The organism is Paraburkholderia sp. UCT2 (assembly GCF_014397665.1).
GTDB lineage: Bacteria > Pseudomonadota > Gammaproteobacteria > Burkholderiales > Burkholderiaceae > Paraburkholderia > Paraburkholderia tuberum.
In genome coordinates this window covers 36,151-58,766 of the sequence record NZ_VZQO01000043.1, presented here as the reverse complement: position 1 = coordinate 58,766, position 22,616 = coordinate 36,151, and the positions used below count along the sequence as shown (strand labels likewise).

The following is a 22,616-nucleotide window of genomic DNA, read 5'->3' as shown; positions in this document are numbered from 1 at the left end:
AGGCTTTGCAAGCGTTTACAAGATTTCAGTAGGGATTTGGAGTGAGAAAGGATCATGCCGATCTACGCTTATCGTTGCGGGTCATGCGGTTTCGGGAAGGACGTGCTCCAGAAGATGAGCGACCCCCAGTTGACGCAGTGTCCCGAGTGCGGAAAAGACACCTTTAGCAAACAACTCACCGCCGCCGGCTTCCAGTTGAAAGGCTCCGGCTGGTACGTGACCGATTTCCGCGGCAGCACGAGCGCGCCAGCCGCGTCGGAAGCGAAGTCCGAGCCGGCCGCAGCCGCAGCCCCGGCTGCATCGGCTGCCGCGCCCGCGGCGCCCGCCGCAGCGCCCGCCGCCACGAGCCCGAGCGGTTCCGGCAGCGCCTAGTGGGACCGCCGCCCCGCGCGGGCGGCGTATCTACCGCGCATGGGCTTCGGCCCGCGCAGCTTTCTGGCGGTACACATGACGACGAAGAAATTCACGCTCAAATCGGTGTTTCTGACCGGCCTGCTGGTGCTGGTGCCTCTGGCCATCACACTGTGGGTGCTCGGCCTGATCATCGGCACGATGGACCAGACGCTGTTGCTGCTGCCTACCTCGTGGCAGCCGGAACGCACGATCGGCTATCGCTTGCCGGGCCTCGGCGCGGTGCTCACGCTCGCGTTCATCTTCGTCGTCGGGCTGTTGACGCAGAACTTCATTGGGCAGAAGCTCGTGAAGTGGTGGGAACTGCTGGTCGCGCACATTCCGGTGGTCGGCCCGCTCTACACCAGCGTGAAGCAGGTGTCCGACACGCTGCTGTCGAGCAGTGGCAATGCATTCCGCAAGGCGCTGCTGATCGAGTACCCGCGCCGCGGGTCCTATACGATCGCGTTTCTGACCGGCATCCCGGGCGGCGACGTGGCCAACCATCTGAAGGAAGATTACGTCAGCGTATACGTGCCGACCACGCCGAACCCGACGTCCGGCTTCTTCCTGATGGTGCCGAAAAGCGAAGTGATCGAGCTCGACATGACGGTCGACGCTGCGCTCAAGTACATTGTCTCGATGGGCGTCGTGGCGCCGTCCGCGCCGCAGCCGGCGCCGGTGCGCCGCGCCACCGTCGAGCCCCCGCTCTAATGCCGGCGCGCAACGCTTCATGCAGGATCGTCTGCGGCGCGCCGTTCAACCAATGCAAAACGAAAGACAAACATCATGTCGATGAGATCTGAATACTGCGGTCTGGTGACCGAAGAACTGCTGGGCCAATCCGTCTCGCTGTGCGGCTGGGTAAGCCGCCGCCGCGACCATGGCGGCGTCATCTTCATCGACCTGCGCGATCGCGAAGGGCTCGTTCAGGTCGTCTGCGATCCGGATCGCGCTGACATGTTCAAGGTCGCCGAAGGCGTGCGCAACGAGTTCTGCGTGCAGGTCAAGGGCATTGTGCGCGGCCGTCCGGAAGGCACGACCAATGCATCGCTGAAGAGCGGCAAGATCGAAGTGCTGTGCCACGAGCTGATCGTGCTGAACGCGTCGGTCACGCCGCCGTTCCAGCTCGACGATGACAACCTGTCGGAAACCACGCGCCTCACGCATCGCGTGCTCGACCTGCGCCGTCCGCAGATGCAGCACAACCTGCGTCTGCGCTACCGCGTCGCGATCGAAGTGCGCAAGTACCTCGACGAGCAGGGCTTCATCGACATCGAAACGCCGATGCTCACGAAGAGCACGCCGGAAGGCGCGCGCGACTACCTCGTGCCGTCGCGCACGAACCCCGGCCAGTTCTTCGCGCTGCCGCAGTCGCCGCAGCTGTTCAAGCAGCTGCTGATGGTCGCGAACTTCGACCGTTACTACCAGATCACCAAGTGCTTCCGCGACGAAGACCTGCGCGCCGACCGTCAGCCGGAATTCACGCAGATCGACTGCGAAACCTCGTTCCTGTCGGAACAGGAAATCCGCGATCTGTTCGAGGCGATGATCCGTCACGTGTTCAGGAAGACGATCGGCGTCGAGCTCGACCAGAAATTCCCGGTCATGGAATACGCGGAAGCGATGCGCCGCTTCGGTTCGGACAAGCCGGACCTGCGCGTGAAGCTCGAGTTCACCGAGTTGACCGATGCGATGCGCGACGTCGACTTCAAGGTGTTCAGCACCCCGGCCAACACGAAGGACGGCCGTGTCGCGGCGCTGCGCGTGCCGAAGGGCGGCGAGCTGTCGCGCGGCGACATCGACAGCTACACGGAATTCGTGCGCATCTACGGGGCGAAGGGTCTCGCGTGGATCAAGGTCAATGAAGCGGCGAAGGGCCGTGACGGTCTGCAAAGCCCGATCGTGAAGAACCTGCACGACGAAGCGCTGAAGGCGATCATCGAGCGCACCGGCGCACAAGACGGCGACATCATCTTCTTCGCGGCGGATCGCGCGAAGGTCGTCAACGACAGCCTCGGCGCGCTGCGTCTGAAGATCGGTCATTCGGAATTCGGCAAGGCCAACGGCCTCGTCGAGTCCGGCTGGAAGCCGCTGTGGGTCGTCGACTTTCCGATGTTCGAATACGACGAGGAAGACAACCGCTACGTCGCCGCGCATCACCCGTTCACGAGCCCGAAGGACGAGCACCTCGAGTACCTCGAAACGGACCCCGCGCGCTGCCTCGCGAAGGCCTACGACATGGTGCTGAACGGCTGGGAAATCGGCGGCGGCTCGGTGCGTATCTACCGTGAGGAAGTGCAGAGCAAGGTGTTCCGCGCGCTGAAGATCAACGCGGAAGAAGCGCAGGCGAAGTTCGGCTTCCTGCTCGACGCGCTGCAATACGGCGCGCCGCCGCACGGCGGTATCGCGTTCGGTCTGGACCGCATCGTCACGATGATGGCCGGCGCCGACTCGATCCGCGACGTGATCGCGTTCCCGAAGACGCAACGCGCGCAGGATCTGCTCACGCAGGCGCCGAGCGAAGTCGACGAGCGTCAGCTGCGCGAGCTGCACATCCGTCTGCGTACGCCGGAACCGAAGGCATAAAACCGCGGCCGCTGCGCGCGGCCAGCAAGCGGTCTTGCGTGTGCCGGCCAGCGGGCCGGCGGCCGCAAAAAAACCACACGAGCGAAACGAAAAGGCGCTGAGGTGATCTCCACCTCAGCGCCTTTTTCATTTTTTGCGTTACAGTGAAGCCACCGCTTTCCAGACCCTTTCGACCGTCATCCGACATGTACCGCGCGTATCGTCGCGCCCAGTTTGAGCCATGCCGAAACCGCCGAAAATTCCGCAGTCCGTCCTCGTCATCATTCATACGCCTGCGCTCGACGTGCTGCTGCTCGAGCGCGCCGATCATGCGGCGTTCTGGCAGTCGGTGACGGGTTCGAAAGACCGGCTCGACGAACCGCTCGCCGACACGGCGGTGCGCGAAGTCGGCGAGGAAACCGGCATCATGATCGGCGGCGCACTGGTGCCGCGCAGCGGGTTGTTCGACTGGCACTACTCGATCGACTACGAGATCTACCCGGAATTTCGTTACCGCTACGAAGCGGGCGTGCTCTACAACACCGAGCACTGGTTCAGCCTGCAGGTCCCCGAGTGCATCGACGTGACGCTCGCGCCGCGCGAACACACCGCGTATATGTGGCTGCCATATGAAGAGGCCGCATCGCGCTGCTTTTCGTCGTCGAATGCCGATGCGATCCTGCAGTTGCCGCGGCGGCTCGCCGCACGCCCGGTCGACCCGCAATCCGGCCCGCTGGCCGGGGAGCGTGGCCGGTGAGCGCAGGCGGCTCGGGCCGTTTGGCGCGTCTGCGCCACACGTTGCTCGGCCGTCGTTACTGGCAGCGCTACCGCTTCACCAGTAACAACGAGGTCGAGCTGCTGCGCTCCGGCGACGATTTCTTCGACGCGCTGATCGAGCGCATCGACGCGGCCGAGCACAACGTCGCGCTCGAAACCTATATCTTCTGCGACGACGAAGCCGGCCACGCGGTCAGCGAGGCGCTGCTTCGCGCTGCCGCGCGCGGCGTCAGAGTGCGCGTGATCACCGATGGCGTCGGCACCGCGCGCCTGAAGATGTTCGAGCAATGGCCGGCCGGCGGCATCGAGCATCGCATCTACAACCCGCATCTGTTCGGCCGCTTCGGCTTTTCGCGCACGCACCGCAAGCTCGCGGTGATCGACGATCAGATCGCGTATTGCGGCGGCATCAATATCGTCGACGATTACGAGAACAACGGCGAGAAGCTGCCGTACCGGCGCTGGGACTTCGCGGTCGAGTTGCGCGGGCCGGTGGTCGCCGACGTGCGCGATGCAATCGACGTGCAGTGGCGGCGGATTCGCGTCGGCCATCGGCCGCTCGATTCGATGAAGCCCGACCTGTCGTCGCAGGACGCCAACTCGCTTGGCAGTCTGCGCAGACGCCGGCGACGCCGCAACGAGGCACTGTGGGCCGGCGGCGAGCCGTGCGTCGCATTCGTCGCGCGCGATAACCTGATCAACCGCCGCGCGATCGAAAAAGCTTATCTGGCCGCGATCGGCCAGGCGCGCCATGAAATCCTGCTCGCGAATCCGTACTTCATGCCGGGACGCAAGCTGCGTCGCGCGCTGGTGTTCGCGGCGCGGCGCGGCGTGGTCGTGAAGCTGATCATCGGGCGCAAGGAGTTCAAGGCGCTCGATTACGCCGTGCCGTTCCTGTACCACGCGCTGTTGCGCGCAGGCGTGCAGATCGCCGAATACGAAAAGACGCTGCTGCACGGCAAGGTCGCGGTGGTCGATTCGAACTGGGGCACGGTCGGTTCGTCGAATCTCGATGCGCTCAGCCTGATGCTGAACAACGAAGCGAACGTCGTGCTCGTGAACGATCCGTCGATCCCCAAACTGCGCGACGCGATTCTCGACGCGTTCACGGACGCGCGCCCAATCGATGAAGCGCACTACGAATCGCGACCGGCGCGCGTGCGCGCGCTGAGCTGGATCGCGTACACGAGCTACCGCGTCGCGATGAAGCTGCTGACGGTGGGCGGCTACGACTAATACCACTCGCACGAGAGCCCGCGCTTGCCGCATCATGTCGGCCATCAAGCGGCGCCAGCGAAGCGGGGCAAAGAAATAGAACACGCGCGAGAACAGCGCGCGCCGATCGGCAACCATCGATTCAAGGCAAACGCCTCTAAAAATCTGATTGATCTGATGATCGAAAGCCGCAAAATTAGAAGCCGGTTAGAAACCGGTTTCTAATAAAGTCCTTGTTTCGCGGACGGCAAGCACTCAATAATAGTACGGCCGTTCGATTTTCAATTCGGTCACATTAGAACGGTAAAACAGCTATGCGAAAAGGCGAACAAACCCGAGCCGCGATTCTCGACGCAGCACTCGATCTGGCAGGCCGAGACGGACTGGAAGGTCTGACGATTGGTCTGCTGGCCGAGCGCATGCAGATGAGCAAGAGCGGTGTGTTCGCGCATTTCGGGTCGCGCGAGGATCTGCAGATCGAGGTCGTGCGCGAATACCACCGCCGTTTCGAAGACGAGGTGTTTTTCCCGAGCCTGCGCGAGCCGCGTGGTCTGCCGCGCTTGCGCGCGATGATTTCCCGCTGGATCGAGAAACGCATTCAGGAAGTCACGACCGGATGCATCTACATCAGCGGCGCCGTCGAATACGACGACCGCGCGGATAGCCAGGTGCGCGAGCAGTTGGTGTTGAGCGTGACGACGTGGCGTGCGGCGCTCACGCGCGCGATCTCGCAAGCGATGGAAGAAGGGCATCTGCGCGCCGATACCGACCCGCAGCTGATGCTGTTCGAACTGTATAGCGTCACGCTCGGCCTGCATCACGACGCGCGCTTTCTGCATCTGCCGGATGCGGTGCGTCTCACGTGGGCCGCGCTGGAAAAACTGATTAATTCGTATCAAAGCGAAAGCCGTTAGCGGCGTCGCCGGAATCTACCGGAAACGCGCGGCGCAGAAGGTCCGACCACGGACCCGGCCAACGGCCTGGCTTTTTGTCAAACCAGGGAGAGAGAGTCATGGGACAGTACGCCGCGCCGCTGCGCGACATGCAATTCGTGTTGCACGAACTGCTCAACGTCGAGGCCGAACTTCGGCAAATGCCGAAGCACGCCGAACTCGACGCCGACACGATCAACGCGGTGCTCGAGGAAGCCGGCAAGTTCTGCTCCGAAGTGCTGTTCCCGCTCAACTACAGCGGCGACCAGGAAGGCTGCACGTATGCCGGCGACGGCGTCGTGACCACGCCGAAGGGCTTCAAGGAAGCCTATCGGCAATACGTCGAAGCCGGTTGGCCGGCGCTCGGTTGCGACCCGGAATTCGGCGGCCAGGGACTGCCCGCGTTCGTCAACAACGCGCTCTATGAAATGCTGAACTCGGCGAATCAGGCGTGGACGATGTATCCGGGCCTGTCGCACGGCGCGTACGAATGCCTGCACGCGCACGGCACGCCGGAATTGCAGCAGCGCTATCTGCCGAAGCTCGTCGCAGGCGTCTGGACCGGCACGATGTGTCTGACCGAGCCGCATTGCGGCACCGACCTCGGCATTCTGCGCACGAAGGCCGAACCGAATGGCGACGGCTCGTACTCGATCAGCGGCACGAAGATTTTCATTTCGAGCGGCGAGCATGACATGGCGGAGAACATCGTTCACCTCGTGCTCGCGCGTCTGCCGGATGCGCCGAAGGGCACCAAGGGGATTTCGCTGTTCATCGTGCCGAAGTTCGTGCCGAACGAAGCGGGCGAGCCCGGTGAGCGCAACGGCGTGAAGTGCGGTTCGATCGAGCACAAGATGGGCATCCACGGCAACGCGACCTGCGTGATCAATCTCGACAACGCGAAGGGCTGGATGGTCGGCGAGCCGAACAAAGGCTTGAACGCGATGTTCGTCATGATGAACGCCGCGCGTCTCGGCGTCGGCATGCAGAGCCTCGGTCTCACCGAAGTCGCATATCAGAACTCGCTCACGTACGCGAAAGAGCGGCTGCAGATGCGTTCGCTGACCGGCCCGAAGGCGCCGGAAAAGGCCGCCGATCCGATCATCGTGCATCCGGACGTGCGCCGCATGCTGCTCACGCAGAAGGCCTACGCCGAAGCCGGCCGCGCGTTCTCGTACTGGTCGGCGCTGCAGATCGACAAGGAGCTGTCGCATGCCGACGAAGCCGAGCGCAAGGAAGCCGCCGACCTCGTCGCGCTGCTCACGCCGATCCTGAAGGCGTTCCTGTCGGACAACGCGTTCGAAGGCACCAATCACGCGATGCAGATCTACGGCGGCCACGGCTTCATCGCCGAATGGGGCATGGAGCAGTACGTGCGCGACGCGCGCATCAACATGATCTACGAAGGCACCAACGGCATCCAGTCGCTCGACCTGCTCGGCCGCAAGGTGCTCGGCGACATGGGCGCGAAGATGAAGAAGTTCGGCAAGCTCGTCGCCGAATTCGTCGAAGCCGAAGGCATCAAGCCGGAGATGCAGGAGTTCGTGAACCCGCTCGCCGAGATCGGCGAAAAGGTGCAGAAACTGACGATGGAAATCGGCATGAAGGCGATGCAGAACCCGGACGAAGTCGGCGCCGCGGCCGTGCCGTATCTGCGCACGGTCGGCCATCTGGTGTTCTCGTACTTCTGGGCGCGCATGGCGCGTATCGCGCTGGACAAGGAGGCATCGGGCGATCCGTTCTACAAGGCGAAGCTCGCGACCGCGCGCTTCTACTTCGCGAAGCTGCTGCCCGAAACGGCGATGACGATCCGCCAGGCGCGCGCCGGTTCGAAGCCGATGATGGACGTCGAAGAAGCGTTGTTCTGACGCTCGCACATCGAGCGAGGCCACACACATCGCGCGAAGCATGGCTGACGCTTCGCGCCATCGCACAACTCTCCGGAGAAACGACGTGAGCAATCTGATCATTCGCAAGGTAGCCGTGCTCGGCGCCGGCGTGATGGGCGCGCAGATCGCCGCGCACCTGATCAACGCCAAGGTGCCCGTGCTGCTGTTCGATCTGCCCGCCAGGGAAGGCCCGAAGAACGGGATCGCGCTGAAGGCGATCGAAAATCTGAAGAAGCTGTCGCCGGCGCCGTTCGGCGTGAAGGACGACGCGCAATACATCCAGCCCGCGAACTACGACGACGACATCGACAAGCTCGCCGAGTGCGACGTCGTGATCGAAGCGATCGCCGAACGCATGGACTGGAAGCACGACCTGTACAAGAAGGTCGCGCCGCACATCGGCCCGAACGCGATTTTCGCGACCAACACGTCGGGGCTGTCGATCACCGCACTGTCCGAAGGTTTCGCGGACGAACTGAAGGCGCGCTTTTGCGGCGTGCACTTCTTCAATCCGCCGCGCTACATGCATCTGGTCGAACTGATCCCGACCGCGACGACGCGTCCGGAAATTCTCGATCAGCTCGAAACCTTCCTGACCAGCGTGGTCGGCAAGGGCGTCGTGCGCGCGAAAGATACGCCGAACTTCATTGCGAACCGCGTCGGCGTGTTCTCGATCCTTGCGGTTATTGCCGAAGCCGCGAAGTTCGGCCTGCGTTTTGACGAAGTGGACGACCTGACCGGCGCGCGCCTCGGCCGCGCGAAGTCGGCGACGTTCCGCACCGCCGACGTGGTCGGTCTCGACACGATGGCGCACGTGATCAAGACGATGCAGGACACGCTGCCGGACGATCCGTTTCTGCCGGTCTACGAAACGCCGGCCGTGCTCGCCGAACTGGTGCAGAAGGGCGCGCTCGGCCAGAAGACCGGCGCCGGCTTCTACAGGAAGGAAGGCAAGGCGATCAAGGTGCTCGATCCGAACACGGGTGCATATATCGACGGCGGCGGGAAGGCAGACGAACTCGTCGGCCGCATTCTGAAGCGTCCGGCTGCCGAGCGTCTGAAGCTGTTGCGCGAAACGCAGCACCCGCAGGCGCAGTTCCTGTGGTCGATCTTCCGCGACGTCTATCACTACATCGCCGTGCATCTGGAATCGATCGCCGACAACGCGCGCGACGTCGATCTCGCGATCCGCTGGGGCTTCGGCTGGAACGAAGGTCCGTTCGAAGGCTGGCAGACGGCCGGCTGGAAGCAGGTCGCCGAATGGGTGCAGGAAGACATCGCGGCGGGCAAGGCGCTCGCCAACGTGCCGCTGCCGTCGTGGGTGCTCGAAGGCGCGGTTGACGAGAAGGGCGGCGTGCACACGGCCGAAGGCTCGTGGTCACCGGCCACGCAGACCTTCGTGCCGCGCTCGTCGCTCGACGTGTACCGCAAGCAGGTGTTCCGCGCGCCGCTCGTCGGCGAAACCGGCGCTGATCCGAAGACCTACGGCAAGACGCTGTTCGAGACCGATGCGGTGCGCGCATGGGTCGACGATCGCGCGGGCGAGGACGACGTGCTGATCGTGTCGTTCAAGAGCAAGATGAACACGATCGGACCGGCGGTGATCGAAGGGCTCACGCAGGCGATCGAACTGGCCGAGAAGGACTACAAGGGCCTCGTCGTGTGGCAGCCCACATCGCTGAAGCTCGGCACGCCGGGCGGTCCGTTCTCGGCGGGCGCGAACCTCGAAGAAGCGATGCCCGCGTTCATGATGGGCGGCGCGAAGGGCATCGAGCCGTTCGTGAAGAATTTCCAGCAGGGCATGCTGCGCGTCAAGTACGCGAACGTGCCGGTGATCTCGGCGATCTCTGGCATCGCACTCGGCGGCGGCTGCGAGCTCGCACTGCACAGCGCGAAGCGCGTCGCGCACATCGAGAGCTATCTGGGTCTCGTCGAAGTCGGCGTGGGTCTCGTGCCGGCGGGCGGCGGCCTGAAGGAAGCGGCGCTGCGCGCGGCCGAAGCGGCAAGCCAGGTCGGCGCGACGAACGATCTGCTGAAGTTCCTGCAGAAGTCGTTCGAGAACGCGGCGATGGCGAAGGTGTCGGCCTCCGCGCTCGATGCCCGCGCGATGGGCTACCTGAAGCCTTCCGACACGATCGTCTTCAATGTGTTCGAACTGCTCGACGTCGCGAAGAAGGAAGCGCGCGCGCTCGCCGCGGCGGGCTACCGTGCGCCGCTGCGCGCGACCCAGGTGCCGGTCGCGGGACGCTCGGCGATCTCGACGATCAAGGCGTCGCTCGTCAACATGCGCGACGGCCGCTTCATCAGCGAGCACGATTTCCTGATCGCGAGCCGCATCGCGGAAGCGGTGTGCGGCGGCGACGTCGAAGCGGGCAGCCTCGTCGACGAAGAATGGCTGCTGCAACTCGAGCGTCGCGCGTTCGTCGAGCTGCTCGGCACGCAGAAGACGCAGGAACGGATCATGGGCATGCTGCAGACCGGCAAGCCGGTGCGCAATTAAGCGGCGACCGCACAATGTGCATGGGACCAGAGTAAGAGCTTTGGCCAACTCTGGTCGACAAAGGAGATTCCCAAATGGCAAAGCAATTGCAAGACGCATACATCGTCGCCGCGAGCCGTACGCCGATCGGCAAGGCGCCGCGCGGCATGTTCAGGAACACACGTCCGGATGAGCTGCTGGTTCACGCGATCAGGTCGGCCGTCGCTCAGGTGCCCGGCCTCGACACCGGCGTGATCGAAGACGCGATCGTCGGTTGCGCGATTCCGGAAGCGGAGCAGGGCCTGAACGTCGCGCGAATCGGCGCGCTGCTCGCCGGTCTGCCGAACACGGTCGGCGGTGTCACGGTGAACCGCTTCTGCGCGTCGGGTCTGACCGCGCTCGCGATGGCCGCGGACCGCATCCGCGTCGGCGAGGCGGATGCGATGATCGCGGGCGGCTGCGAATCGATGAGCATGGTGCCGATGATGGGCAATAAGCCGTCGCTGTCGCCGCATATCTTCGATCGCAACGAAGACGTCGGCATCGCGTACGGCATGGGCCTGACCGCGGAGAAAGTCGCCGAGCGCTGGAAGATCAGCCGCGAAGCGCAGGACGCGTTCTCGGTCGAATCGCACCGCCGCGCGATCGCCGCGCAGCAAGCCGGCGAATTCAACGACGAAATCGCCGCGTACACGATCGTCGATCGCGTGCCCGATCTCGCGACCGGCGAGATCAACGTGAAAACGCGCGAGGTGTCGCTCGACGAAGGTCCGCGCGCGGACACGTCGATGGAGGGCCTCGCGAAGCTGCGCACGGTGTTCGCGAACAAAGGCTCGGTCACGGCCGGCAACAGCTCGCAGACGTCGGACGGCGCGGGTGCGTTGATCGTCGTGTCGGAAAAAATCCTCAAGCAGTTCAATCTGACGCCGCTCGCGCGCTTCGTCAGCTTCGCGGTGCGCGGCGTGCCGCCGGAAATCATGGGCATCGGCCCGAAGGAAGCGATTCCGGCCGCGCTGAAAGCCGCGGGCCTGAAGCAGGACGACCTCGACTGGATCGAGCTGAACGAGGCGTTTGCCGCGCAATCGCTCGCGGTGATCCAGGACCTCGGCCTCGATACGTCGAAGATCAACCCGCTCGGCGGCGCGATCGCACTGGGCCATCCGCTCGGCGCGACCGGCGCGATTCGTGCGGCGACCGTGGTGCACGGCCTGCGCCGCCGCAACTACAAGTACGGCATGGTGACGATGTGCGTCGGTACCGGCATGGGCGCGGCGGGCATCATCGAGCGTCTGTGAGCCGCTGATCGAACGGGGGATTCTTCTGTGATCCACCAGGGACCGCGCAACGGTTCGCAGGCCGCGCGGCTTGCGAACCGTTTCTACATTCAGCAGGAGCACAAGGAGATGAACGGGATGACGACGGATATTCTGGTCGAGCGCGCCGACGCGGTGCTGACCATCAGCTTCAACCGGCCCGGCAGGAAAAACGCGTTCACGGCCGCGATGTATCAGACGATGGCCGACGCGCTCGTAGAAGCGCAGGGCGACGCGTCGGTGCGCGCGATCCTGATTCGCGGCAGCGCGGGCATGTTCAGCGCGGGCAACGATCTCGAGGACTTCATGAAGTCGCCGCCGGTTGGCGAAACCCCGCCGGTGTTCCAGTTCCTGCGCGCGCTATGTTCGGCGGAAAAACCGGTGGTGGCGGCGGTCGCGGGGCCGGCGGTCGGCGTCGGCACGACGCTGCTGCTGCATTGCGATCTGGTCTACGCGGCCGACACCGCGAGCTTTTCGCTGCCGTTCACGCAGCTCGGGCTGTGCCCGGAAGCAGCGTCGAGCCTGTTGCTGCAGCGCGTGGCCGGCTACCAGGCGGCGGCGGAAAAACTGCTGCTCGGCGAGGCGTTCGACGCGGCCGAAGCGCACCGCATGGGCTTCGTGAATCGCGTGCTGCCGGCGGGCGAAGTCGACGCGTTCGCGGCGTCGCAGGCCGCGAAGCTGGCGGCGCTGCCGGCGTCGTCGTTGCGCGTGACGAAGAGCCTGATGAAGCGCGCGAGCCAGCAGGAACTGCAGACGCAGATGACCGAGGAAGCCGTGCATTTCGGCAAGATGCTGCTTGCGCCCGAAGCGCGCGAGGCGTTCAAGGCGTTCTTCGAGAAGCGCAAGCCGGATTTCCGACGGTTCGACTGAGGGGGGCGACGCAGGCGGGCTTCGGGTGGGTAAGCCGTGAATCGTCGCTGCGCCGCTTCAATCGCTCAAGCTTGCTGCTGCCAGGTGTCGTAATCGACGTAGCTGCCTTCGCGGCAGAAGCTCACGAGCCGCACGCCCGCCTCACGCGCGATCGCAATCGCGAGCGACGACGGCGCCGAGATCGTCGCGACCATCGGCACGTCGACGCGCGCGGCCTTGCGCACCAGCTCGTAGCTCGCGCGGCTCGACAGAAACACGAAACCGTCGCGCGTATCGGCGCGGTCGAGCACGAGCTGGCCGATCAGCTTGTCGAGCGCGTTGTGGCGGCCGACGTCCTCGAACGCATAATGGATCGCGCCTTGCGCATCACACCACGCGGCCGCGTGGAGGCCGCCCGTCAAACGAGTGAGCGCCTGGTGCTCGGGCAGCGCGCGCGCGGCGCGTGCGATCGCATCGGGCGCGAGCCGCTGCAAGAAGCCAGTGTCGGGTACACGCTGCGGTTTCAGATCCAGCAGATCGATGCTTTCGATGCCGCACACGCCGCAGCCGGTGCGCCCGGCGAGCGCGCGGCGCTTTTCCTTCAAACCGGCGAACGCCTGCTGCACGACCTGCAATTGCACCTCGGCATGCGGCAGCTCGCCGTGCCCGTGCAGTTCGACCTCGATGTCCTGAATGTCGCTGCCGCGCTCGACGATCCCCTCCGAAATCGCGAAGCCGACCGCGAACGCTTCGAGATCGCGCGGCGTGCACATCATCACCGCGTGCGAGATGCCGTTGAACACGAGCGCGACCGGCCACTCCTGGCCGACGTGATCGGTGGCGGTTTCAACCGCCGCGCCGCGATGGCGGCGCACTTCGAGTTGCACCGCGCCGGGTTGTTCGTCGCTGTCGAGGGCGTGGGGCTGGCCGTCCGCCCGCCCGGTTTGGCGCCCGTTTTGCTGTCCGTTCAAGCTGCTTCACTCCTGTATCATGCCGCGCGTCAAAGGGTGCGCCGGCCTCGCCGTGTGCTTCGCGGCGGCCGCCGCGCGGGGCGCCGTCGCGCGAATAAGGTTCTAAAATACCTCAAGCGACGCCCGCACGCTGTCCGCCACCGACAAGGAGCACTGACATGGGACTCAACGAAGCACCGCTTCTGTTCGACTTCGAGGTCGCGTCTTCGGAGAATTTCACTTATATCCCGATGTCGGTGCGCTTCAATCTCGACCGTTTCGGGCTGCGCATCACGCTCGCGCAGTGGCAGCAACTGCCGCTCGAAGATCGTAAGCTGCTCGCGCGTTTCCCGGTCGAAGACGACACGCAGATCGAACCGAATTTCGATCACGCGCTGTTCGAGATGCTGCGCACGCACGCGAACGTCGAACCGGAGTGGTTTACGCCGGAGGAGTCGCCGGCCTGGCGTCAAACCGACAGCGTGCCCGACGGTGTCGCGCATCAGGCGGGGCTGGCCGGTCTCGCCGCGCCGAGCGTCGCGCGCTGGGCCGAGCTCGATCCTTTCAAGCGCTATGTGCTCGCGAAGCTGTCGCGCAAGCCCGAGGCGAGCCACGATTTCGTCCCGGCGATGAAGGAATTTGGAGCGGCCGGCTAGGTGCGGCCGGCCAGCCGCTCCCAGCCAGGCACCCCACCAACTCGCAGCCTTCCCCCAAATCATCAGATTTTTTTCACGCCGACCCTCAACCCGCTTCCGATCGCTGCCGATATCCAAAGGATGGCGCGTAAAAGACTTGCATCGATGCGGCCCGACGCACCGGCAGCGAGCGCGCTCTCCCGCCCTCGGAACGATTGACGTTCGGAACCCATGAATCCTTTTCTATCGAAGCGACTGCTGATCAATATTGCGGTCGTGGTCGTCGCGGTCGGTGCAAACGCGTTCGTCGCGTACACGCAGATTCGCGGGCAGCGCGACGCCGATGCGCGCCTCGCGCGCTCGACCAGCGTGCGCCAGAACCTCGATGCGTATCACGCCGCGCTCGATAACGCGCTCGCCGCTCTGCACCGCCTGAAAGAATCGGGCAAGCCGGTGCCGCCCGACGCGGCCGCTTCGATGACGAACACACTCGCGAGCCGCGAGCAATCACTGCGCGACGAGCTCGCGAGCGAGCCGTACATGTCGGGGGCGCTCGCCAGCCTGAGCGCGGCGCGGCACGCGTTGCAGCACGATCTCGAGGACACGCTGCGCAACCATGCGAGTGACCTGCCCGGAGCGGCAAGCGCGGCGTCGGGGGCGGCGTCGGGCGTGGCGCACGCGGCATCGACCGAAGCACCAGGGGCGGCCCCCCTCGACGCGGCATTCGAAGCATCCCTCGACCCTGCGCCGTCGAACTCGCATCTTGCCCCCGCGCTAGAGCGTGTCGAAGCCGCGCTCGCCACGTTGCGCAGCGAGGAAAACCGCTCGTTGCAGATCTCGCTCGCGGCATCGGCGAGCGACAGCGAGCGCGCTATGTTCGTGCTGCTCGTGACGATGCTCACCGGCAGCGTGCTGCTGTTCCTCACGTTCGGCGTGCGCGAGAACAGCGCTCGCGAAAAGCTGCGCAGCGCCCGCGCGCTAGTGCGCAACGACGAGCGTTTTCGCAGCCTGTTCGACGATCACACCGTGCCGATGTACATCTTCGATCGCGACACGCTGCGCTTCCTCGCCGTCAACGCGGCCGCGATCCAGCAATACGGCTACACGGAAGACGAGTTTCTCGGCATGACGATCCGCGCGATCCGCCCGAACTCGGAAATCGGCCGACTGGAGACGCACCTGCAGCGTAGCGCCGACCTCCGCCAGAGCCACACGATGGCGGGCATCTGGCGGCATCGGCGCAAGGACGGCTCGATCCTCAGCGTCAACGTGTCCTATCACGCACTGAACTTCATGGGCCGCGACGCCTCGTTCGTGCTGGCGGACGACGTGACCGACCAGATCAACGCCGAAGCCGAAGCGCAGCGCTCGAATCAGATGCTCGAAGCGGTGATCGACAACATTCCGCAGCGCATCTTCTGGAAGGACCTGAACTCGCGCTATCTCGGCTGCAACATGGCATTCGCGCGCGACGCGGGGCTCGCGTACCCCGAGCAGGTGGTCGGCAAGAGCGACGCCGACCTGGCGTGGCGCGCGTTCGCCGACCTGTTGACCGAGCACGATCGCGAAGTCGTGAGCACCGGCGTGCCCAAGATGAACTTCGAGGTCGACTTCGTGATCGACGGCTTGCACCGCACGACAGTCACGAGCAAGCTGCCCTTCACCGACGGCGGCGGTCAGGTGATCGGCGTGCTCGGCTCGTACACCGACATCACCGAGCGCAAGCGCGCCGATCTCGCGCTGCGTCTGCAAAGCCGGGCGCTCGACGCGAGCGTCAACGCGATCCTGATCACCGCGCCGTCGCCGTCGGGCAATCTGATCGAATACGTGAATCCGGCGTTCATGCGCATCACCGGCTACGATCCCGCCGAGGTGATCGGCCACGACTGCCGCGTGCTGCAACGCGACGACCGTGACCAGGAAGGCGTCGCGTTGATCCGCGAGGCGCTCGCGGCGAATCGCGAGGTCAGCGCGGTGGTGCGCAACTATCGCAAGGACGGCGCGCTGTTCTGGAATCAGCTGTTCATCGCGCCGGTGCCGAACGCGGAAGGCGTGATCACCCATCATATCGGCGTCATCAACGACGTGACCGAGCTGATCCGCTATCAGGAGCAGCTCGAATACCAGGCCAACTACGACGGCCTTACGCGGCTGCCGAACCGCAACCTGCTGCGCGACCGGCTCGAACATGCGCTCGTCGTCGCGCAGCGGCATCATTCGGGCGTCGCGGTCGTGTTCCTCGATCTCGACGGCTTCAAGAACGTCAACGACAGCCTCGGCCATAGCGTCGGCGACCGGCTGCTCGGGGTGGTCGCCGAACGGCTCGCGCGCTGCTCGCGCACCAGCGACACGGTTGCGCGTCACGGCGGCGACGAGTTCGTGATCGTGATGACCGACACGGTCGACGAGCAATCGCTGATCACGTGGATGGAGCGCGTGCGCGCGTCGATCGCCGAGCCGGTGTGGCTCGACGGCACCGAGCTGTACGTCGGCTGCAGCATGGGCGCGAGCCTGTTCCCGCAGGACGGCGAGGATGCCGAAACGCTGATGAAGAAGGCCGACGTCGCGATGTATCGCGCGAAGGACATGGGGCGCAACACGTTCCAGTTCTATCAGCCGGAGATGAACGCGAGCGCGGGCGCGCGCCTGAATCTCGAACGACGCCTGCGCCGCGCGCTGCGTGACAACGAGTTCCTGCTGCACTATCAGCCGCAGGTCGATATCGGCAGCGGACAGATCGTCGGCATCGAGGCGCTGGTGCGCTGGCACGATCCCGAGGTCGGGCTCGTGCAGCCGTCGTCGTTCATTCCGCTCGCCGAGGAAAGCGGGCTGATCGGGCCGCTGTCGGAGTGGGTGCTGCGCGAGGCGTGCCGGCAGAACAAGGCGTGGCAGGATCAGGGCTTGCCGCCGGCGCGCGTGTCGGTGAATCTGTCGGCGCGGGTGTTCCAGCAGCGTGACATCGCGAAGCTCGTGATGCAGGTGCTCGACGAGACCGGACTCGAACCGAAGTACCTCGAACTCGAGCTGACCGAAAGCACGATCATGCGCAACGCGGAAGAAGCGGTGTCGATGCTCAACGAACTGCACGCGCTCGGCATCGGTCTCGCGATCGACGACTTCGGCACCGGCTATTCGAGCCTCAGCTATCTGAAGCGCTTCCCGGTGGACCGCTTGAAGATCGACCGCTCGTTCGTGTCGGATATCGGCGTATCGGGCGACGATGAGACGATCACGTCGGCGATCATCGCGCTCGCCCATTCGCTGAAGTTGCAGGTGATCGCCGAGGGCGTGGAAACGTCGGCGCAACTCGACTTCCTGAAGGAACGCGCGTGCGACGAAATGCAGGGCTTCTATTTCGCGAAGCCGCTATCGACGGAAGCGATTTCCGAATTGCTGCACGGCGGGTTGGTGCCGGAGCTGGAGCCGGCGTGAGGGGAGCATGACGCGGCGACGGGTGTCGCCGCGTGTCGCCGCGTGTCGCGTCCAACGCCGGTCACTGAGCCGGCGTGTCCTTGAACACCGGCAGGCTTTCCGCGAACGCGGAAAACTTCTCGAGCCGCGGATGATCGGCCTTGCTGACCGCCTCCGGCAGCATCATGTGCGTGAACTGCCAGGCTACGGCGACGGCCACGTCCGCCGCGCTGAACTGCTGCTGCGTGTCGGGCAGCGGCCCTTCGCCCAACTCGCGTTCGAGTTCGGCATAGGCGGCGAGCAGTTGCGCGCGCACGCGCTCGACCCACGGTTCATGCTGCTTCTCCTGAGGCCGCAGATTGCGCTCGTAGACGATCTGCACGCTCTTTTCGCACGCGGCGAGCGCGAGACCCGTCAGACGCGCGGCGCGCAACGCCGCGTCGGCCTGCGTCGGGAACAGCGGGGTGGGGCCGGCGAGCGTTGCCAGATACTGCAGGATCACCGTCGAGTCCATCAGGATCGCGCCGTTGTCGGCGACGAGCGTCGGCGCCTTGACGACCGGGTTGATCTTCGCGAACCGGTCGTAGGTGCGGAAAACCGAAATCGACTCGTGTTCGAAGTCGAGCGCGAGCAGCTTCATGCAGATGGCGACGCGCCGCACGTAGGGCGAGTCGAGCATTCCGATCAGTTTCATCTCGTTTCCATGAGAAGAGCGACTATGGGGGCGCCCCGGGCCTCGTGCGCTGATCGGCCGGAACGGCTAGCGGGCGGCGCGGCGCGTGACGCGTGGAATCGCTAGCTTAAGCATCCTCGCCGGCTCAGTCCAGCGCGGGCAGCGCGCGCGGACGGCGGTCGCTGTCGGTGGCGACGTAGGTGAGGATCGCTTCCGTGACCTTGACGACTTCCTGCGAGAGCCTCAACCGCTGCGCGTAGACCTCGACCGACACTGTCACCGACGTATTGCCGGTCTTCACGATATCCGCGTAAAAGCTCAGCAGATCGCCGACGAACACCGGTTGCTTGAACAGGAAAGAATTAACCGCGATCGTCGCGACCCGCCCATTCGCGCGACGGCTTGCCGGAATCGAGCCGGCGATGTCGACCTGCGCCATGATCCAGCCGCCGAACACGTCGCCGTGAATGTTCGCGTCCGATGGCTGCGGCATGACGCGCAGCGCGCACGGCTTGGACGGAAGTTGAAGAAGATCGGTCATCGGGACATCCTTGGGAAACGTGTTCGAGTGTATTGACGCGCATTGACGCAATGGCTGGGCCAGTTCGACAGTAGGCCATGCAAAGCGCCGCCAGTCGGCTTCTGCGACAATAGAAAGATCAGGAATTGTACGGGAAAGCACCCAGCGAAGCGCGCGCGCCGCGCGCCGCTGCGAACTCCGGCAGCTCCACACTCTCCCCACGATTTATGCGCCGCGCTCCTTCGTCCGAACCCTCGCCGATTTCCACCGCACCCCGCAACGACTGGCAAACGATCCTGTCGCTGCTGCCATACCTTGCCACCTACAAATGGCGAGTCGGCTTCGCGCTCAGTTGCCTGATCGGCGCGAAGGTCGCGAACCTCGGCGTGCCGATCGTGATGAAGCGCATCGTCGACAGTCTCGCGTCGGTCCGGCATCTGACCGCGCTCGGCCGCGCGCAGGACGCGCCCGGCATCGTGCTGCTCGGCGGCGTCGGCTTGCTGGTGGTCGCGTATGCGGTGGTGCGGCTATCGACGTCGCTTTTCACCGAGTTGCGCGAAATGCTGTTTTCGAAAGTGACCGAAAGCGCGGTGCGCCAACTCGCGCTGAAGGTGTTCCGCCATCTGCACGGACTGTCGCTGCGCTTTCATCTGGAGCGGCAGACGGGCGGCATGTCGCGCGATATCGAACGCGGCACGCGCGGCATCACGCAGCTGATTTCCTATTCGCTGTACAGCATCCTGCCGACGCTCGTCGAAGTCGGTCTCGTGCTCGGCTTTTTCGTCGTCAAGTACGAGGCCTATTACGCGATCGTCACGTTCGTCGCGCTCGCGGTGTACATCGCGTTCACGGTGAAGGTCACCGAGTGGCGCACGCACTTTCGCCGCACGATGAACGAGCTCGATTCGAAGGCGAATTCGCGCGCGATCGACTCGCTGCTCAACTACGAGACCGTCAAGTACTTCGGCAACGAGGAGTGGGAAGCGAGCCGCTACGACGAGAACCTGAAGCGCTATCGCGCGGCGGCGATCAAGTCGCAGCGTTCGCTGTCGGCGCTGAACTTCGGGCAGCAGGCGATCATCGGCACGGGGCTCGTGTTCATCCTGTGGCGCGCGACCCAGGGCGTGATGGCCGGGCGTCTGACGCTCGGCGACCTGGTGCTGATCAACACGTTCATGCTGCAGCTGTATATTCCGTTGAATTTTCTCGGCGTGGTCTATCGCGAGCTGAAGCAGAGCCTGACCGACATGGACCGCATGTTCTCGCTGCTCGGCGCACCGCGGGAAGTGCCCGACGCGCCCAATGCGGTGGCTTTGCAAGTGAGCGGCGCGCAGGTGCGCTTCGACGACGTGAGCTTCGCGTACGAGCCTTCGCGGCAGATTCTGCACGGCGTGAGCTTCACGATCGCGGCCGGCACGACGACGGCGGTGGTCGGCCACAGCGGCTCGGGCAAGTCGACGCTCGCGCGGCTGCTGTTCCGCTTCTACGATCTAGACCGCGCGACGGGCGGCGCGATTCGCATCGACGGGCAGGATATTCGCGACGTCACGCAGGATTCGCTGCGCGCGTCGATCGGCATCGTGCCGCAGGACACGGTGCTGTTCAACGACTCGATCTACTACAACATCGCGTACGGTCGACCGTCGGCGACGCGCGACGAAGTGATCGCGGCGGCGCGCGCCGCGCATATCCACGAGTTCATCGAGAGTCTGCCGAAGGGCTACGGCACGCCGGTCGGCGAGCGCGGGCTCAAGCTGTCCGGCGGCGAAAAGCAGCGCGTCGCGATCGCGCGGACCATACTCAAGAATCCGCCGATCCTGTTGTTCGACGAAGCGACGTCCGCGCTCGATTCACGCTCCGAGCGCGCGATCCAGCATGAGCTCGACCTGATCGCGCGCGAACGCACGACGCTGATCATCGCGCACCGGCTGTCGACGGTCGTGCACGCGCAGCAGATCATCGTGATGGACAAAGGGCGCATCGTCGAGCGCGGCACGCACGCGGAGCTGTTGCGCGCGAACGGTTTGTTCGCGCAGATGTGGGCGCTGCAGCAGCGCGCCGCGCACACCACGGATGCGGTGGAAAGAGCGGAAGCAGTCGGGGCAGGTGAGAGCCCGGCGAAGTAAAGCTCAGCGCGCGCGCAGCAGCCGATCGAGCGCTTCCAGCTGCGCCTGGGTGCCGATGTTCTCCCACAAGCCTTCATACAGCTCGCCGCTCGCGAGCCCACGCGCGATGGTCGCGCGGTAATACGGGCTCAGCGCGCGCCGCGTGCCGCGCGGCAGATCGCGGAACATGCGCGTGTCGTACAGACCGAAACTGCCGAACGTGAGGCGCGGCTGCGCGTCGAGCGACAGCACGCCGTCGACGAGACCAAAGTCGCCGTTCGGGTGAAATCCCGGATTCGGCACCATCACCAGATGCATGCCGGGCTCGGGCAGCGCCTTCAGCCGGCCGGCGTGCGCGTGCAGCGCGGCGTAGTCGTAATCGGTGTACACGTCGCCGGCCACCGCGACGAACAACTGATCCGCGCCCTCGTCGGTCAGTAGCGGCAGCGCCTGCGCGATGCCGCCCGCGGTCTCCAGCGCCTCGTGCTCGGGCGAGTAGCGCAGCTCGACCTGCCAGCGCGAACCGTCGCCGAGCGCGGCTTCGAGCTGCGCGCCGAGCCACGCATGATTGATCACGATGCTACGGATGCCGGCCCGCGCGAGCCGTTCGATCTGCCATACGATCAGCGGCTTGCCGCCCGCTTCGAGCAAGGGCTTCGGGCACGCGTCGGTCAACGGACGCATGCGCTCGCCGCGGCCCGCGGCGAAAATCATCGCTTTCTTTACGGACATCGTCATCGGTCAGAAGGTGTAGCCGATTTCCTGCGCGCGGCCGTCGAGGTCGTCGAGCAGTTTCGCGAACCCGCGCAGCGGCGCGTAACGCTCCGCCACCTTGCGTGCATAGCCGATGAAGCGCGGCAGGTCGTTCATGTAATGCGCCTTGCCGTCGCGGTAGTTGATGCGGCAGAACAGGCCGAGCACCTTGATGTGCCGCTGCAGCCCCATCCATTCGAGCTGGCGGTAGAACTCGCCGAAATCGGCATCGACCGGCAGGCCGGCTTTTTTGGCGCGCTCCCAGTAGTACGCGAAGCAGTCGAGCTCGAACTCCTCGTCCCAGCTGAGGAACGCGTCGCGCAGCAGCGACACGACGTCGTACGTGATCGGCCCGTACACCGCGTCCTGGAAGTCGAGCACGCCGGGGTTCGGCTCGGCGATCATCAGATTGCGCGGCATGAAATCGCGCAGCATGAAGCTTTGCGGCTGCGCGCGCGCGCTCGCGATCAGCAGCGCGAACGTGCGATCGAGCAGCGCGCGCGTGGTGGCATCGACCTCGCGGCCAAGGTGCCGGCCGATGAACCACTCGGGCATCAGCTCCATCTCGCGGTGCAGGAACGCTTCGTCGAACGGCGGCAGCACGTCTTCGCGCGAGCTGAGCTGCCAGCGGATCAGCGCGTCGAGCGCGTCGCGCATCAGCGCGCGAGCCGCGCGCGTGTCGCCCGCGGCCTGCGCATCGGTCAGCGCGCCCAGATACGACGCGGTGCCGAGATCGGTGACGAGCATGAAGCCCGCGTCGAAGTCGACCTCGAGCACGCGCGGCACGTGCACGCCGGCGGCGGCGAGCAATTGCGCGATCTGTGCAAATTCGCGGCATTTTTCGGGCGGCGGCGCGTCGACGGCGATCAGCGTGGCCGCGCCGTTGCCTTGCGGCGCCTTACCGGCGAGCCGGAAATAACGGCGGAAACTGGCGTCGGACGAGGCCGGAACGAGGGTGTCGGGCTCGAGCGCATGGCGCGCCGCGTGGCCTTGCAGCCAGGCCTTGAGCAGGCAGAGACGGGTGTCGGTGAAATCTTGGGTGGAAGGCAGCGTCATGAAAAGCGGCGGCAAATTCTTGGGGACAACGTCTTGCCATATAATACCCCACGACTTTTTTGACGCGACTCACACGCCAGCTTTCGCGTGCTCCGTTTCAC

At 65.0% G+C, this 22,616-nt stretch carries 19 protein-coding genes; 14 read left to right on the top strand and 5 right to left on the bottom strand.

Translation table 11 applies throughout. The features are described 5' to 3' along the window. The first annotated feature begins 54 nt into the window (after positions 1 to 54). The 11 genes from F6X39_RS28015 (at position 55) to F6X39_RS27965 (ending at position 12,433) form a co-directional block, all read left to right on the top strand. Positions 55 to 372 (top strand): FmdB family zinc ribbon protein, encoded by a 318-nt coding sequence (locus tag F6X39_RS28015; RefSeq protein ID WP_018419399.1) that lies wholly within the window; start codon positions 55 to 57, stop codon positions 370 to 372. A gap of 75 nt (positions 373 to 447) precedes the next feature. After that, positions 448 to 1,104 (top strand): DUF502 domain-containing protein, encoded by a 657-nt coding sequence (locus tag F6X39_RS28010; protein WP_187618967.1) that lies wholly within the window; start codon positions 448 to 450, stop codon positions 1,102 to 1,104. Positions 1,105 to 1,179: 75 nt separating this feature from the next. Then, positions 1,180 to 2,979 carry an aspartate--tRNA ligase gene (gene aspS / locus F6X39_RS28005; RefSeq protein ID WP_187618966.1) on the top strand — a complete coding sequence of 600 codons (1,800 nt, stop codon included), beginning with the start codon at positions 1,180 to 1,182 and terminating at the stop codon, positions 2,977 to 2,979. 220 nt (positions 2,980 to 3,199) lie between these two features. Beyond that, on the top strand, positions 3,200 to 3,715 hold the full coding sequence (gene nudB, locus F6X39_RS28000; protein ID WP_187618965.1) for a dihydroneopterin triphosphate diphosphatase: 516 nt from the start codon (positions 3,200 to 3,202) through the stop codon (positions 3,713 to 3,715). Beyond that, entirely contained in the window at positions 3,712 to 4,971 is a 1,260-nt protein-coding gene (gene clsB, locus F6X39_RS27995) for a cardiolipin synthase ClsB (protein WP_184062400.1), read from the top strand. The genes nudB and clsB overlap by 4 nt, the downstream gene beginning before the upstream one ends. A gap of 24 nt (positions 4,972 to 4,995) precedes the next feature. Further along, positions 4,996 to 5,175, top strand: coding sequence for a hypothetical protein (locus tag F6X39_RS27990; protein ID WP_187618964.1), 180 nt, complete (start codon positions 4,996 to 4,998; stop codon positions 5,173 to 5,175). An 89-nt stretch (positions 5,176 to 5,264) separates the two neighbouring features. Continuing rightward, entirely contained in the window at positions 5,265 to 5,864 is a 600-nt protein-coding gene (locus F6X39_RS27985; protein ID WP_187618963.1) for a TetR/AcrR family transcriptional regulator, read from the top strand. A gap of 98 nt (positions 5,865 to 5,962) precedes the next feature. Beyond that, the gene (locus tag F6X39_RS27980; RefSeq protein WP_187618962.1) at positions 5,963 to 7,750 is read left to right on the top strand and encodes an acyl-CoA dehydrogenase C-terminal domain-containing protein; all 1,788 of its coding nucleotides are present in this window, start codon (positions 5,963 to 5,965) and stop codon (positions 7,748 to 7,750) included. An 85-nt stretch (positions 7,751 to 7,835) separates the two neighbouring features. Further along, the gene (locus tag F6X39_RS27975; RefSeq protein ID WP_187618961.1) at positions 7,836 to 10,271 is read left to right on the top strand and encodes a 3-hydroxyacyl-CoA dehydrogenase/enoyl-CoA hydratase family protein; all 2,436 of its coding nucleotides are present in this window, start codon (positions 7,836 to 7,838) and stop codon (positions 10,269 to 10,271) included. Between the two features lie 74 nt (positions 10,272 to 10,345). Continuing rightward, the gene (locus tag F6X39_RS27970) at positions 10,346 to 11,545 is read left to right on the top strand and encodes an acetyl-CoA C-acyltransferase (protein ID WP_187618960.1); all 1,200 of its coding nucleotides are present in this window, start codon (positions 10,346 to 10,348) and stop codon (positions 11,543 to 11,545) included. A gap of 117 nt (positions 11,546 to 11,662) precedes the next feature. After that, positions 11,663 to 12,433: an enoyl-CoA hydratase gene (locus F6X39_RS27965; RefSeq protein ID WP_187618976.1), complete on the top strand. Its 771-nt coding sequence runs from the start codon at positions 11,663 to 11,665 to the stop codon at positions 12,431 to 12,433. 65 nt (positions 12,434 to 12,498) lie between these two features. Here the strand turns inward: F6X39_RS27965 and fdhD are convergent, their stop codons facing one another. Beyond that, positions 12,499 to 13,383, bottom strand: coding sequence for a formate dehydrogenase accessory sulfurtransferase FdhD (fdhD, locus tag F6X39_RS27960; protein WP_187618959.1), 885 nt, complete (start codon positions 13,381 to 13,383; stop codon positions 12,499 to 12,501). Positions 13,384 to 13,541: 158 nt separating this feature from the next. On the opposite strand from fdhD, the gene F6X39_RS27955 reads away from it, so the two are divergent. After that, on the top strand, positions 13,542 to 14,018 hold the full coding sequence (locus tag F6X39_RS27955; RefSeq protein ID WP_184062390.1) for a nitrate reductase associated protein: 477 nt from the start codon (positions 13,542 to 13,544) through the stop codon (positions 14,016 to 14,018). Between the two features lie 210 nt (positions 14,019 to 14,228). Continuing rightward, positions 14,229 to 17,429, top strand: a complete 3,201-nt coding sequence (locus F6X39_RS27950; RefSeq protein ID WP_187618958.1) for an EAL domain-containing protein — start codon at positions 14,229 to 14,231, stop codon at positions 17,427 to 17,429. Between the two features lie 61 nt (positions 17,430 to 17,490). Here F6X39_RS27950 and F6X39_RS27945 read toward each other — a convergent pair whose 3' ends face one another. Continuing rightward, the gene (locus F6X39_RS27945; protein WP_187618957.1) at positions 17,491 to 18,102 is read right to left on the bottom strand and encodes a glutathione S-transferase family protein; all 612 of its coding nucleotides are present in this window, start codon (positions 18,100 to 18,102) and stop codon (positions 17,491 to 17,493) included. A gap of 124 nt (positions 18,103 to 18,226) precedes the next feature. Continuing rightward, positions 18,227 to 18,622, bottom strand: coding sequence for an acyl-CoA thioesterase (locus F6X39_RS27940; protein ID WP_090803024.1), 396 nt, complete (start codon positions 18,620 to 18,622; stop codon positions 18,227 to 18,229). 206 nt (positions 18,623 to 18,828) lie between these two features. Between F6X39_RS27940 and F6X39_RS27935 the strand changes: the two genes are divergently transcribed. Further along, positions 18,829 to 20,727 carry an ABCB family ABC transporter ATP-binding protein/permease gene (locus F6X39_RS27935; RefSeq protein WP_187618956.1) on the top strand — a complete coding sequence of 633 codons (1,899 nt, stop codon included), beginning with the start codon at positions 18,829 to 18,831 and terminating at the stop codon, positions 20,725 to 20,727. 3 nt (positions 20,728 to 20,730) lie between these two features. Here the strand turns inward: F6X39_RS27935 and murU are convergent, their stop codons facing one another. Together murU and F6X39_RS27925 are read right to left on the bottom strand one after the other, a co-directional pair. Continuing rightward, complete coding sequence (gene murU, locus F6X39_RS27930) at positions 20,731 to 21,444, bottom strand: N-acetylmuramate alpha-1-phosphate uridylyltransferase MurU (RefSeq protein ID WP_187618955.1); 714 nt, start codon at positions 21,442 to 21,444, stop codon at positions 20,731 to 20,733. Between the two features lie 3 nt (positions 21,445 to 21,447). Continuing rightward, a complete protein-coding gene (locus F6X39_RS27925; protein ID WP_187618954.1) occupies positions 21,448 to 22,515 on the bottom strand; it encodes an aminoglycoside phosphotransferase family protein in 1,068 nt (355 codons plus the stop codon). Between the last annotated feature and the right edge of the window lie 101 nt (positions 22,516 to 22,616).